Origin of the sequence: Rheinheimera riviphila, from assembly GCF_004005945.1 — a bacterium.
Classification (GTDB): Bacteria; Pseudomonadota; Gammaproteobacteria; order Enterobacterales; family Alteromonadaceae; genus Pararheinheimera; species Pararheinheimera riviphila.
Map to the genome: position 1 here is coordinate 33,307 of NZ_SACS01000017.1, position 13,968 is coordinate 47,274.

Annotated in this window: 12 protein-coding genes; 7 read left to right on the forward strand and 5 right to left on the reverse strand. The window is 50.4% G+C overall.

Annotation, left to right across the window (positions count from 1 at the left end; translation table 11 throughout):
* Positions 1–46: 46 nt before the first annotated feature.
* Complete coding sequence (locus tag EOE67_RS14740; protein WP_127700101.1) at positions 47–2,128, forward strand: TonB-dependent receptor; 2,082 nt, start codon at positions 47–49, stop codon at positions 2,126–2,128.
* 88 nt (positions 2,129–2,216) lie between these two features.
* Positions 2,217–2,894, forward strand: coding sequence for a 4'-phosphopantetheinyl transferase family protein (locus EOE67_RS14745; RefSeq protein WP_127700102.1), 678 nt, complete (start codon positions 2,217–2,219; stop codon positions 2,892–2,894).
* Positions 2,895–2,948: 54 nt separating this feature from the next.
* Here the strand turns inward: EOE67_RS14745 and EOE67_RS14750 are convergent, their stop codons facing one another.
* The 3 genes from EOE67_RS14750 to EOE67_RS14760 form a co-directional block, all read right to left on the reverse strand.
* Positions 2,949–3,095, reverse strand: a complete 147-nt coding sequence (locus tag EOE67_RS14750) for a lmo0937 family membrane protein (protein ID WP_127700103.1) — start codon at positions 3,093–3,095, stop codon at positions 2,949–2,951.
* 92 nt (positions 3,096–3,187) lie between these two features.
* Positions 3,188–5,044 (reverse strand): alpha-amylase family glycosyl hydrolase, encoded by a 1,857-nt coding sequence (locus EOE67_RS14755; RefSeq protein WP_240652828.1) that lies wholly within the window; start codon positions 5,042–5,044, stop codon positions 3,188–3,190.
* 185 nt (positions 5,045–5,229) lie between these two features.
* On the reverse strand, positions 5,230–5,475 hold the full coding sequence (locus EOE67_RS14760) for a hypothetical protein (RefSeq protein ID WP_127700105.1): 246 nt from the start codon (positions 5,473–5,475) through the stop codon (positions 5,230–5,232).
* A 215-nt stretch (positions 5,476–5,690) separates the two neighbouring features.
* Here EOE67_RS14760 and EOE67_RS14765 point away from each other — a divergent pair, with 215 nt between their 5' ends.
* Complete coding sequence (locus tag EOE67_RS14765; protein WP_127700106.1) at positions 5,691–6,305, forward strand: hypothetical protein; 615 nt, start codon at positions 5,691–5,693, stop codon at positions 6,303–6,305.
* A 209-nt stretch (positions 6,306–6,514) separates the two neighbouring features.
* Positions 6,515–8,239, forward strand: a complete 1,725-nt coding sequence (locus EOE67_RS14770; protein ID WP_127700107.1) for a M28 family metallopeptidase — start codon at positions 6,515–6,517, stop codon at positions 8,237–8,239.
* A 411-nt stretch (positions 8,240–8,650) separates the two neighbouring features.
* Here EOE67_RS14770 and EOE67_RS14775 read toward each other — a convergent pair whose 3' ends face one another.
* The gene (locus tag EOE67_RS14775) at positions 8,651–9,292 is read right to left on the reverse strand and encodes a hypothetical protein (RefSeq protein WP_127700108.1); all 642 of its coding nucleotides are present in this window, start codon (positions 9,290–9,292) and stop codon (positions 8,651–8,653) included.
* A 631-nt stretch (positions 9,293–9,923) separates the two neighbouring features.
* On the opposite strand from EOE67_RS14775, the gene EOE67_RS14780 reads away from it, so the two are divergent.
* Positions 9,924–10,550: a hypothetical protein gene (locus tag EOE67_RS14780; RefSeq protein ID WP_127700109.1), complete on the forward strand. Its 627-nt coding sequence runs from the start codon at positions 9,924–9,926 to the stop codon at positions 10,548–10,550.
* A gap of 17 nt (positions 10,551–10,567) precedes the next feature.
* Here EOE67_RS14780 and EOE67_RS14785 read toward each other — a convergent pair whose 3' ends face one another.
* Entirely contained in the window at positions 10,568–11,119 is a 552-nt protein-coding gene (locus tag EOE67_RS14785) for a YdeI/OmpD-associated family protein (protein ID WP_127700110.1), read from the reverse strand.
* A gap of 447 nt (positions 11,120–11,566) precedes the next feature.
* Between EOE67_RS14785 and EOE67_RS14790 the strand changes: the two genes are divergently transcribed.
* Positions 11,567–12,274 carry a 3-keto-disaccharide hydrolase gene (locus tag EOE67_RS14790; protein WP_240652829.1) on the forward strand — a complete coding sequence of 236 codons (708 nt, stop codon included), beginning with the start codon at positions 11,567–11,569 and terminating at the stop codon, positions 12,272–12,274.
* A complete protein-coding gene (locus tag EOE67_RS14795) occupies positions 12,274–13,968 on the forward strand; it encodes a GMC family oxidoreductase (RefSeq protein WP_127700111.1) in 1,695 nt (564 codons plus the stop codon). Before EOE67_RS14790 ends, EOE67_RS14795 begins: the two co-directional genes overlap by 1 nt.

Genomic DNA, 13,968 nt, shown 5'->3' on the forward strand with positions numbered 1-13,968 from the left:
TTTGCCGTCACTTTTTAATGGGTGTTTAAATCGGGAGTTGTCAAACATGGAAATCAATAACAAATTTGTGCTGAAACCTTTGGTTCTGGCCATGCTGATCAGTAGCGGCAGCGTGACGGCGCAGGCAGCGCTGACACCAGACGGCGAGGCGGAGCGTAAAGCGCGGGAATCGATTGAAGTCATTACCGTCACCGGTGAAAAAACCGAGCGTTCACTCAAAGATACCGCAGCCTCAGTGGCGGTGATTAATCAGCAGATGCTGGACAGCGGTCAAATTGTTTCGATGTCAGATGCGCTCAAAGACGTTGCCAACGTGGTGGTACTGACCGGTGCTGTGCCGGATATCCGCGGCGTGTCAGGCAATGGATCGGCCACCGGTTTTAACTCCTTTACCGGTGGCGCCAGGGCGCGGGTCAGCCATCTGGTGGATGGGGTGGCGCAGCCCTTTGTGGCAGAAGTGACCGGCGATACCGGCCTGTGGGATATCGAGCAGGTCGAAGTGTTCCGTGGCCCGCAATCCACCAGTAATGGCCGCAACAGCATCGGTGGCGCGGTGATTGTGCGCACCCGTGATCCGGTGATGCAAACGGAAGGTGCACTGCGCCTTGGTTATCGCAATCAACACAACTTTTTAGACAGTGCGCTGGCATTTTCGACGCCGATTGTGGAAGACGAGCTGGCGGTCCGTGTCGCCACACAGTGGATCAACGGCGATACCTATTCCAACCCGGTAGTTTATGCCAGCAATCCGTCAAAAACCGACTTTGCCGCGCTGGAAACCCAGAACAGCCGCGCCAAGTTGCTGTGGACACCCAAAGCCAACCAAGACCTGAAATTGTTATACAGCTACAACCACTATCAGGAAGAGGGCAATGCCGGCCGGTTGTTTTTTGATGCGAAAAATCCACAAGACTATATCCCGTTGTTCCAGCGTGAGATGAAAACTGAAGCCGATACCCACAGCCTGCAACTCGACTATCAGTTGGCGCCGTTGATGGCCGTAGAAACTTTAGTCGCCTATCTGGATCATCAATGGGGCTTTGATGGTTATGAAGCGGACGCCAGCGACGAATCCGATGTGCGGATGCACCAAAAAGAATGGACAGTCGACAGCAAATTATCGGTTGGCGACAGTAAACACAGTCACTCCGGTTTTGTTGGGGTTGCTTACTTTTCCCGCGAACAGAATTTTAACAGCCAGGGTCTGACTCAGTACTTTGGCGACGACAGCAGTGATTCCAAAGCCATCTACGGCGAAGGCAATTACCGTTTCTCAGAAACGTGGAACCTGACCGGTGGTGCCCGCGTTGAACATGAAAGTCAACAACGGGATTTTTCGTTGTTTAGCCGTGGCAAATGGAACCGGGCGCAGCTTGATAACAGTAAAACCTTTACCCTGCCCAAATTAGTGCTGCAATACCATCCGGCGGAACATACCACCTTGTCACTTAGCGCACGGCAGGGTTACAACGCCGGTGGCGGCGCACTGAACAATATGACCAACGAATATTACTATTACGATTCGGAAAAGGTGAACACCTTCGAGCTGAGTTCACGCTCGGTGCTCGGCTCCGGCGACATCAGTCTCAGTGCCAACTTGTTCTGGAATGATTTCAGCGATTATCAGGCGCTGAGCAGCACCCGCACCATCACTAATATCGATGCTGCACACAGCTATGGTCTGGAACTGGAAGCCTATAGCATGCTCGGCGATGACTTTCAGCTGCATGCCGCGGTTGGTTTGTTGCAATCGGAAATTGCTCGCGCGCCGGTGAGTTTTGCCAGCGCTATTGGCAACGAACTGAACTCCGCACCCAGCACCAGCGCGAGTCTGGGATTAACCTGGTGGCTGACTGAAGCCTGGCAGCTGGATATCAATACCAATTATGTTGGCGAGTTTTATGGTGATTTGAATAATACCGCAGAACGGACTGCCGGCGATTATGTGCTGACCCGGTTGTCTGCGGGTTATCATCAAGATAGCTGGCAGCTGAATCTGTTTGTCAATAATGCGTTTGACGAATACGGCGTGACGTCCCGCGATCCGGCGAGTTGGGCTTATGTGAATGGGTACGTCGCGACGGTGACACCACGTACCGTTGGCGCTTCATTTACCTATCGTTATTGATCAGTGTTGCCACCACAGAGGCGCTAGCCGCGTTTTTGTGGTGGCGCAGGTGTTTCGCCGCGACTTTTAAAGTGTTCAGGGGGCCGTTATGCCATTTGCGCCACTCGCTGAATTCAGGTCTTTGCTCAGCCTGCCATGTTTGCTCGTCCGCTTTGATCTGACCTTGCACACCCCAGCCGATTTTGATTCGTTAGGTATTTTTTTCCCGCCGAGTCTGATGCAAGCCGTGCCAAACCGTCGTGCGGAATACCTTGCCGGTCGATGGTGTGCGCAGCAAACCATGGCACAACTCGGGATCCGGGATGTGCAGACCGGCACTGCAGAAAACCGCGCGCCATTGTGGCCATCGGGTGTTGTAGGGACAATAACGCACAGTCATCATTTGGCGTTGGCGATGGTAGCGCGGGCAGATACTTGCCGTGGTATTGGCGCTGATATTGAATTTTACATGAGCCAACAGCAAGAGCTGGAACTACAGAGCACAGTGTTACATCCGTTTGAACAACCACAGTTTACGCTGCTCAGCCGCCAGCTTCGTTGTCCGTTGACCTTACTCTTTTCTGCCAAAGAAAGTATCTTTAAAGCACTTTATCCATCGGTAAATCAGTACTTTGGCTTTGAGGCCGCGGCTTTAACCGGCTTTAATGAAAGTTATCTGTGGTTTAGCATCACCACAGCCCTCAGTGCCGCAGTGCCTGCAGGCAGCAAAGTGACGGTTCGGTATCAGCTATTTGATGCATGGTTATGCACTGAATGTCAGTTTTGACCTTCAGGGTGTCTTTGCTTACAGGCGCGCCGCATTGCTGCCAGAGCCTGACGACTACAACCGCCGCCCCTGAATGACATCAACCAGAAACAGCACCACTGCAAACACCAGTAAAATGTGCAGCAAGTTGCCAATCGCCAGCGGGGATACAAAACCCAGCACCCATAAGATCAATAGAATTATTGCAATTGTTTTTAGCATGAATGGTCGTCGGTAATGAATAGAGGCACAGAGAGTGACGGCGAATTCGTTTCGCCGTCTGTGCGGTGGCCAACACAAGCGTGAGATTGTTTTTACTGGCGCTGCAATACCACGGATCCCAAGGCAGGTAATTCGATGGTCAGGCGATGTTGCTTCGCCGGGTTGGTGCTCTGTTGATGTTGGCTGAAGAGGTCAGTAAAAACGACTGGCGCTGCAGATAGTTGCCAGGTTTTGATTAAATCAGCCGGCAATTGCAGGTTAAAACTGACTGGCTTTTCGGCAAAATTACTCACCACCAACAGCTGCTGCTTGTCATCAAAGCGGGCAAAGCTGAGTTGTTGTTCGCTGTAGCCTGGGCTGGTTAGATTGAGCGGATGCAAAGACACGAACTCGCCTTTGAGGGCGCTGGCTTCACTGCTGAATTTCAGCAATTGCTGATAAAAAGCCCGCAAAGAAGCTTGTTCAGCCGTTAACCCACCGCCATCGTACTTGCCGCCATTGAGCCAGCCCTGATGCGCCGGCACGCCAACATAATCAAAAATACTGGTTCTGCTCGGCTTGCCAAAACCGGCGTCCAAAGCACCGGCTTCACCGACTTCTTGACCAAAATACAATAAGGTTGGCGCTTTGCCGACTAACGTCGACACCACCATCGCTGGTTTGCCTTTTTCGGCAGCGCCTGCAAATTCCGGGCTGGCGATACGCTGCTCGTCATGGTTTTCCAGAAACTTCAGCATATGTTGGTCGATATCAGCCACTTCAGCATGTTTAGCCAGTACTTCAGAGCTGGTACCTTTACCTTGCATCAACAGTTTTAAGCTGTCGTAAAAACCGACTTTGTCGTACAGATAATCCATTTTTCCAAGCTGCACATAGTCGCGATATAACTGCGGTTGATAGACTTCTGCCAACAGCAACGCATCCGGGCTTTGCAATTTGATGCTGCTATTTAAAAAGCTCCAGAATTCTACCGGCACCATTTCAGCCATATCAAAGCGGAAACCATCAACGCCCATTTCCAGCCAGAATTTGGTGATATCGCGGAATTTTAACCAGGAATCGGGTAACTCTTTGCCTTGCCAGAAAGCGGCGTGTGCTGCGTGGTTTTTGTTGGCGTAGTCGGCGGGTAAACGCTCAAAATCGTAGCTGCCGTCCGGTTTGACGCCGTAGTTTATTTTCACCGTTTCATACCAGTCATTAAAATCGGGTTTGGCGGCGCGTGCGCCATTGCCGGTCCATTTGGCGGGCATTTCGGCGAATTTGCCATCTTTTAGTGGATGGGCTTCCGCGCCAAGTGGGGTAAATTCAGCTGGAATATCTGGCAGTTCGAAAGCCTGGCCCGGTACATAATAGAAGTTGTTGTGTTTGCTGTATTCCAGCGTTGTGTTGTCATCAGCGCCAAAATCGCGTACGTCTGTGGGTTTGCCCAGCGATTCGTAATGGCGCGCCACGTGGTTTGGCACGATGTCGATAATCACTTTGATACCGTGCTGATGCGCACGTGTGATCAATGCCTTAAATTCATCGAGCCGTTTGGCAGGATCAACGGCTAAGTCTGGATTGACACTGTAATAATCTTTCACCGCATAAGGCGAACCGGCGCGGCCTTTAATCACGTCTGGATCGTCTGCGCTAATACCAAAAGCGCTGTAGTCGGCGACCAACCCATGGTGTGGCACGCCGGTGAGCCATAAATGCGATACGCCCATGCCTTTTAGCGCAACAAGTGCAGCATCGTTAATATCATTAAATTTACCCACACCATTTTCTGCCGCGGTGCCAAAACGTTGATTGGTAGTATTGCTGTTGCCAAATAACCGGGTAAAGGCTTGATAAACAACAATTTTGCCGCTGCTGTTGTTTGTGACAGCAGGGGTTGCTGCGGTGGCTGACAAAGGTGCTGCTATGGTTGCCGCCGGCTTGGCGTCGCTGGCTGGATTACAAGCCATAAGCGTCAAAGCTGTCGCAGAAATTAGTGCTAAACATCTGAATTTGTTCATTTATTAGGTTCATCGCTGACATGTTTGGATTTATGCTAGCACAAAGGCCGCGGCCCGCGCCGATCCTGCATACGTTTGCATAATGAAGCCTGTCTGATGCAACAGCTGCGCTTCTGACGTGATCAAGGGTGCCGCTACTGGCTATATTGCTGATCAATCGCATAAATTTTATCAAGTAATTCGCGGTTGGCAGGATGATCGGCTTCGGCAAAACTAACCTGACTTTCATTGGCCAGCACCAGCACTGCCTGTTGATAACCAAAATAGACATGATGACCAAAAAAACTCACGGCAACAGCCACGCCTTGCAACTGATAACCAACGCCAAACGGCGTGTCAGCAATACGGCCAAAATTCTCGGCTTTGGCAAAAATTCCCATCAATAGCCGCGGTGAGGGCAGGGCAGGCATGGCGACCGGGTCCGCTGGTTTGAAGTAAATTCAGTATGGCTAATTCTACAGCAGCTGTCACTCATTCGGGGGCGGCGCAATCGGTGAGCGGCTGGGCTAAAACGAGAGCTATGACGAGAGCTATAACCAGTGCTTGGGTTGCCGTGACGGACACAGCTGGTTATAGTCGGGAAAAAGGAGAAGTTATGAAGTTTCAACGTACCGCTATATTTACCAGTTTGTTGTTGTCGGCTGGTGCTGTTTCTCACGCTCATGCCCACAACCATGCTGCCGCGCACCCGCTGCCAACATCACAACAGCAATTTTTCGACCAGATCAAAGCCTATTGCGGTCAGGCTTTTGCCGGCAAGCTGGTGAAAAGTAACGACAGCGATAAAGATATGCTGAGTAAAACCATGGTGATGCATGTGCGTGAATGCAGCGATACCGAGCTCAAAGTACCGTTTCATGTCGGTGACGATCATTCCAGAACCTGGGTGATTACCAAAACCGAGCAAGGCCTGCGCTTAAAACACGATCACCGGCATCAAGACGGCACGTCCGATAAAGTCACCATGTACGGTGGCGATACATCAGCCCCTGGCACCGCCAACAAACAAGCTTTTCCGGTGGATCAACATTCCAAAACCATGTTCGCTGCCAACAAGATGCAAGCCTCTACCGGTAACACCTGGTTTGTCGAAATTATCCCCGGCAAAGTGTACCGTTATGGCTTAAAACGTGAAGGCCGTGAATTTGAAGTTGAATTTGATTTAACCAAGCCAGTAGCGACACCGCCGACGCCTTGGGGACATCAATAAATCATGGCTTTATTGAGCCTGCCGCAAAGTGGCAGGCTGAGGCCAAGCCAAAGCGCGCTGCGTCAGACAGACTAGCCAAGAGCTCCGCCACTGCGTTACCATCGGCGCACCGCGCGGTGAGCCTCACACCAAAGAATGTTCAGCATTCGGTGCTGCCAACTGCAAGCGGCCATTCTAATAAAATTCGAATAACAACCATGGAGCTTTGAATGAAAGCGAATTTTTGGTTTTCAGGAACAACGCTGGCGCTGACCACCTGCCTTGGCCTGGCTGCTTGTTCTGAGCCGCCAAAGCCGACTGAGCAGGCTGCTCAAACAACACCAGCGACAACACCTGCTGCTGCCGAAGCAGCACCAGCCACTGCGTTAGTTGACACTTTGATGAACCCAAAACTGGGCGAATACATCAAAACCTTATCTTCAGATGAATTTCAAGGCCGCGCGCCAGCCACCAAAGGCGAAGAGCTAACGCTGGCGTATATCTCGGAACACTTTAAAAAAATCGGCTTAAAGCCACTGTCCGGCGACAGTTTTGTCCAGCCAGTGCAGTTGGTACAAATTGACCCGAAAGAAGTGTCCAGCATGACGTTCACGGGCGAAAAAGCCCCGGCAGCATTTAAATATCGTGAGCAAATGTTCACCTGGACCACCCGCGTCACCGAACTTTCAGAAGTGAAAGAATCTGAGATGGTGTTTGTCGGTTACGGCATTGTGGCACCGGAATATAACTGGAACGACTACGAAGGCCTGGACGTGAAAGGCAAAACCGTGGTGATGTTCGTCAACGATCCGGGTTTTGCCACCAAGGATCCAAACCTGTTCACCGGCGACGCCATGACCTACTACGGTCGCTGGACTTACAAGTTTGAAGAAGCGGCCCGTCAAGGCGCTGCGATGGCACTCATCGTCCACGAAACTGATGCTGCCTCTTATGGCTGGCATGTGGTCGCCGGCGGTTCTGCCACCAAATTTGACCTGATCAACCCAAATAAAAACGCCGATCGCGCCGCCATTGAAGGCTGGGTAACCACAGAATCTGCGCAGACGTTGTTTGCCGGTGTGGGTGAAACCATTGATTCAATGCGTAAAAAAGCCCTGAGCAAAGACTTCACGCCAGTGCCACTCAATATCAAAGCTTCAGTGAGCGTGAAAAACAACGTGCGTGAGCTGACCTCAGGCAACGTCGCTGGTTTTATTGAAGGCAGCGAAAAACCGGATGAAGTAGTGCTATATATGGCGCACTGGGATCACCTGGGCGTTGATTTTTCTAACCCGAAAAACAAAGTGTTTAACGGCGCAGTCGACAACGCATCCGGCACCGGCGGCCTGATGGCGCTGGCCGAATATTACGCTTCCCAGCCAAAACCAAAACGCAGCGTGGCTTTTATCGCAGTGACTGCGGAAGAACGTGGTCTGCTGGGCTCAGCCTGGTATGCGAAAAACCCATTGTTCCCACTGAATAAAACTGTCGCTGGCATCAACATGGACGTGATGAACGTCAATGGCCCGATGAAAGATATGGTGGTGGTCGGCAAGGGCAATTCTGAGCTGGAAGTGATTTTAGAGAAATACACCAAAGAGCAGGGCCGTTATATCGCGCCAGAGCCGAATCCGGCAGCAGGTTCATACTACCGCTCAGACCACTTCAACCTGGCTAAAGCCGGCGTACCAATGCTGTACGCCAAAGGCGGTGTTGATAGCGTCGCCAATGGTAAAGAATGGGGTTTGGCGCAAGCGAAAAACTTCAACACCTGTTGCTACCACAAAGTAGAAGACGAATATAACGAAAACTGGGACTTGTCCGGCGCCCAGCAAGACTTATTCCTGTACTACCGGGTGGGTGCTGAGTTGGCGAACTCCGACGCCTGGCCGAATTGGTACGAAGGCAAAGAGTTCCGCGCAGCGCGGGATGCTTCTCGGGCTGACGTTAAGTAACAGTTTCGGCTGTGTTGTTCGCCATTTTTTAAAAGCCGGAGTTTGCTTTGCATGTTCCGGCTTTTTTATTTGTTGGCAAACAATGGATGCTGTGTTTTTCGATTGCCAATCCGGGCTGGTTTTAAAAGCGTTTCGCCTGTGGCGAGTATCTTTCTTTTGCTTCGCCAAAAGAAAGATACCAAAGAAAAGGCGACCCCGGATCGCTCGAAAGCCCGCAATAAAATCAACAGTTTGAGGCGCCGACAAAACTCGCGGTTCGCTACCGTCGAACCGCTCAAACAGTTGTCGGCTTAAAACCTCAAACAGTCGATTTTAAAGCGGCTCGCTTTACGGGGATGAAGAGCAAAAGCTTACTTTCGGATTATCCCCTTTGAGCGAAATTCGGAAATTCAACTTAGTTTTGTTCTGACCCTAAAATTTACAATTAGCATTATCTTCCAAATAAGCACCAAAGGCGTTCCAAGTTTCAAGTACTGTAACCTTCAAAAATTGAGATACAGCATCTATGGATTGACCTGCAAGTAGGGCAGTTGTATTAAACCCTTGAGTACTGGAGCCGACTTCCATTTGTATGGAGCCTTTTCCGAGAGCATGTGCTACACCATCTATGGGATTTGTATATCCAGTAAATAACCCTTTCAGGAACCCACAAAGGCCCGAGTTTCTATTAAGTATTTCTAGATGAACTCGAGCGTGTATTACAAGGTTATTCAATTGGGATATTGTGGAATTAATCTCGCCAATTACTTTTGAACGGATACATCCAGTATAAAAATAGTTATTCGTTATAATTCTGATGTCTTTTTCAAGGTAATCGTTGCCAGTCATGCATTGTTGACATTGTCTACGTAATTCAAGTTCGATTTGTGAAATTATACCATCAAGCCTCTTTTGAACTTGCACTACATCAAGGTTACTGAGTACCTGTAATGATTGCTTTTGTTCCCCGTTTGGTTCACTAAGATGTTTTGCGGCACCGGATAAAAATTCAGCATTGAATGCTGCCAGTAATTCTCCGATCTCCTTCTGGAACTTGTCTGGATTCCAAGACACGATACTCCTCCCCGTAGATTTAGCAGTATGTTTTCAACAGGCACGGAACCCATGACTTCAGTAATTTCTCATATTAATCGATGTTTCAACTTAAAAGTTTTTATTCATACTTTCAACTGCCTATCAGCACCAGTTGTGACTACGGGAGTGAGAAAGGCAGTGGGATGTCTGCGAAATGCAGCAAATTATTCAGGCTTTGGCGCATGGAAATCTTCCGTGCAAAAGTCCAGATTATAAACGTTTGATTCAAGTTTGAAGTGTGAAGCTAAGCGCTTTTCCGCCCCTTAAAGCGAGCCGGATGTTTGGCCGGTTTTGAGGTTTTAAAACTGCGCACTGTTTGAGCGGTTCGACGTTAGCGAACCGCGAGTTTGCGCAGTTGCCTCAAAATCGAGACAAACTTCCGGGCTTTCGAGCGATCCGGGGTCGCCTTTTGTTGGTTACTTATTTTGGCGAAGCAAAATAAGTAACTCGCCATCGGCGAAACGCTTTTTAAACAATCAAAGCAGCAGCTTTGCCACTAAGGCACTCAGCTGTGACTTTCAGCAACCGACTGATACACTAATCCGCATCTATCTATGCCAAAAAGGTCTCATCAATGCGCCTATTTTCCCTACTATTCATCCTCTGCTGCATGCCAATATCGCTGATTGCAACTGAGCAAGACCACCAACAAGACCACAAACAGCATAGCTATATGGGCAGCCATGGCATGGTGTTATTTGCTGCGGGTGATACCGTGCTGGCTTCCCATCTGCCGCTGTACCGGGCGCCGCATGATTATCAGTTGGTGTATCAGTTGGCACTGCCGGCTGCCGAACAGCAGGCGGTGTTGGCGTTATTGCGTGATGGCCAGCAACTGACGCTGCTGCCGCAAAATTTTGATCTGCGTCTGCTAATTGAAGGCAAGACTTTTGACATCGGTGCTGCGGTGTATCAGGGGCATTTTGAACGGGGTGGCCGTTTATGGCTGGACAATATTCAGCTCACTTTTGCCCGTCAGTTATACCGTCGGCCGTTACAGCAATTAAGCGTTGCAACGAACGCCCGGTATGATGTGTTCAGTGTTGCGAACAGCCATTTTTTACTGCATCGCATCGCTGCTGCGCCTAGTTTTGATCAGATTTTACAGTTACCGGAATTACCGGCAACGCCGGTCACTCTGGCTACCACTGACGGCGCAGCCACGTTACAGCTGCTGAAGGCGATGGGTATTTCTGCCACACAGCTGTATCTGGAAACCGCAGATCTAAGTCAGTAACCACACAAACAACAGTGCTAGTCCGCCGCCTTTGGCGCGCAAAAGGCTTTGCTGTAAAACCCTGAGGGATCAAAACAACAAACCCGCCGCTGGCCGGAGCTGAGCTTGTCACAAGCCTCGACAATCCGTTTCTGCCGGGTTTTGGCTTGTTTGGCTGACGTTACCCAGTGGATCCAATCCAGCCGGGCGAGGGGCGTGGTGTCGTCCCAAACCGCCCGGGCCGCAGGTGCAGCTTGTAGCGCGTGATACAAATCCGTCGGAATTTCCGGTTCCGGCTCTGCTGCCACCGACCTGATTTCAAACCTGGCAATATCGCCGAAGTTTAAGCCCGCGGTTTTGAGTAAATCCTCGTTCAGCCGCAGCCAATGACTTAATTGTCCATCCGGCTCCAGCGTGGCCTGGAAGGCATGACCGTTGATGGAGCCTTCAATGGAGGTCCTGCCACGCCTTGGAAGTTTGGCACTGGCGAATTCGGGCAAAACAACAAAAGCCCACAAATTATCACCATCTGGTTGGGCCGGACGCCGTAGTATTTCTTCAAACTGCGATGTTGTGTCTTGTTGGGTCATATCGAATTAATCCTTTAATAAGATGGCTCAGTAGCCAAAATCTGTCGCTTGCCATGGCGATAATGATGTAGCCAAATTAGCCGTTTTTACTTTGGTGTTCAACCATACAACAAGCAATGTGGCGGTGCTGACACCAGAAACTTGCCATAGCCGACACCAGTACCACAGATTGGTATTAAAAAAATGACCAAATGGCAAAAGCAGCAATCGTACTTTTCACATGCGATCAAAGCGGCAAAAATGCATTCAGTATGTAACGGGTTACATTCAAAGTTGGCGCCCATTGTCCTGCCGAAATTTTCTGATAGCCAAAATGGCTGACAACGCATACAGTTAACCGCAGCCAGCGTGAATTACAGCTCAAAAATCGTGCTTTTGCTGCAATAATCAGGTCAGCTGAACCACCGTCTGCCGTCAGAGCAGAGTCAAACACCAAGGAGAACCGATTTGAAACTCATCAAACTCACCCAACTTGCATCGACCATGCTGCTTGCTGCAACCCTCAGCGTACCTACGCTGGCCGCAGATAATGTGCTAAATAATGAAGAAAAAGCGCAAGGTTGGCAGTTGCTGTTTAATGGCAGCGATATGTCGCAATGGCGTAATTTCAAAAAAGCAGATTTAAGCGACAAATGGCAGATTGAAGACGGTGCGATGAAGCTCGCCGCAGGTGGTGGTGGTGACATTCTGACCAAAAAACAGTACCAGAATTTTGAGCTGCTGCTTGATTGGAAAATTGCCGAAGTCGGCAACAGTGGTATTTTTGTGCTGGTTGATGAAACCGGTAACACTATTTACGCCCATGCGCCGGAAATTCAGATTCTGGACAACGAACGCCATTCAGATAACAAGCTGGCGACCCACCTTTCAGGTTCGTTATACGACATGATTGCTTCACCTGCGTCATCGCACAAAAAGGCGGGTGAGTGGAATAGCACCAAAATTCGGTTGCAAAACAGCAAGCTGACCATTTGGCAAAATGGCGTGCAAACGGCCGAAGTCACCATCGACAGCCCGGAATGGCAGGCACTTTTGGCAGCCAGTAAATTTGCGAAATGGGATGGTTTTGCCAAAGCGAAATCCGGCCATATTGGCCTGCAGGATCATGGTGACCAGGTCTGGTTTAAGAATATTAAAATTAAAGAGCTGAACTGATGAGCAACTTTGAAGCTGAAGTACTGGTCGTTGGTTCGGGTGCAGGTGGCGCCATGGCCGCTTATGAGCTGACCAAAGCCGGTCGCAAAGTATTATTGCTGGAAGCGGGGCGTGATTATGACCCGAAAGCCGAGACCCCGATGTTTAAACGCAATGGCGAAGCGCCGTTGATGGGCGCGGGCAATAGCGATAAAGATTTTGGTTTTTATGACGCCACCGTCGATGGTGGCTGGCAGGTGCCGGACGAGCCTTACACCAGCGCTGAAAATTCCGAATTTTTGTGGTGGCGGGCGCGGATGCTCGGTGGCCGCACCAATCACTGGGGTCGTTATTCTTTGCGCTTTAGTGAACATGATTTTAAAGGCAAAAGCCGTGATGGACTGGGCGCCGACTGGCCCTTTGAATATAACGACATTGCGCCCTGGTACGATAAAACCGAAGCTTTAGTTGGCGTCTGCGGCACCAATACCGGCCTGGACGATATGCCACCTTCGCCGGAAGGTGTATTACAACCGCCGCCGCTACCGCGTATTCCGGAATTATTCGTGGCTGCTGCTGCGAAAAAGCTTGGCATTCCAACAGCGCCGATGCACCGCGCCGTGTTAACCCGGCCGCTGGATAGCCGCGCTGCTTGTTTTTATGCCACGCCATGCGGTCATGGTTGTTCGATTGGCGCGGCCTTTCAAACCACGACCTCCCTTATTCCAATGGCCAAAGCCACCGGCAATTTGCAGGTGCTGACTAACGCCATGGTGAAATCGGTGGATGTTGACGACAAAGGTAATGTGGTTGGGCTTAGTTACATTGATAAAAAAACGGCCACCGAACATAAGTTAACTGCCAAGGTGGTTATTCTGGCAGCCAGTGCCTGTGAATCGGCGCGGCTGTTACTCAATTCGAAAAGCGCCAAGCATCCAAATGGCCTGGCCAATTCCAGCGGTCAGGTTGGCAAAAATATTATGGACTCGACCGGTGCCAATTTTGGCGCCATGGTGCCAGCGCTGCAAGGCCGGCCGATTTACAACGAAGATGGCCACACTGCGAATCATTTGTTTATTCCGTGGTGGGGCCATCAGGCACAAGCCAAGAAAGAGCTGAAGTTTCCGCGCGGTTATCACTTTGAACTGGGTGGCCGTTTTAGTGAACCGGGCGCCAGTATCGATACCAGTCTGCAAGGTTATGGTAAGGATCTAAAAAAGCAGGTCAAAAATAAATACGGTGCTTATGTGCATTTTGCCTTGCGCGGCGAGATGGTACCGAACGAGCATTGTTATATGGATATTGACCCTTCGGTGAAAGACAAATGGGGCATTCCGGTGCCAAGGTTTCACTGGAAATGGTCCGAGCATGAATTGAATCAGGTGGAGCACGGTCTGCAAACGGCCAAGGCGATCCTGACCGAAATGGGTGCGACGGTGGGCGAACTGCCAACGCCGGAGCAGGCCATTTTAAAAGGCGGCCAGATCATCCATGAAGTGGGTACCACCCGGATGGGCGCATCGCCCAAAGACTCGGTGACTAATCAATGGGGCCAAACCTGGGATTGTCCGAACCTGTTTGTGATGGATGGCGGCGTGTTCGCTTCGAATCCGCATAAAAACTGTACCCTGACCATTATGACGCTGGCGATGCGCAATTCAGCCTGGCTGGCTGAGCAGTTGGCGGCGGGTAGTTTAATGAAAGGAGCTGTCTGA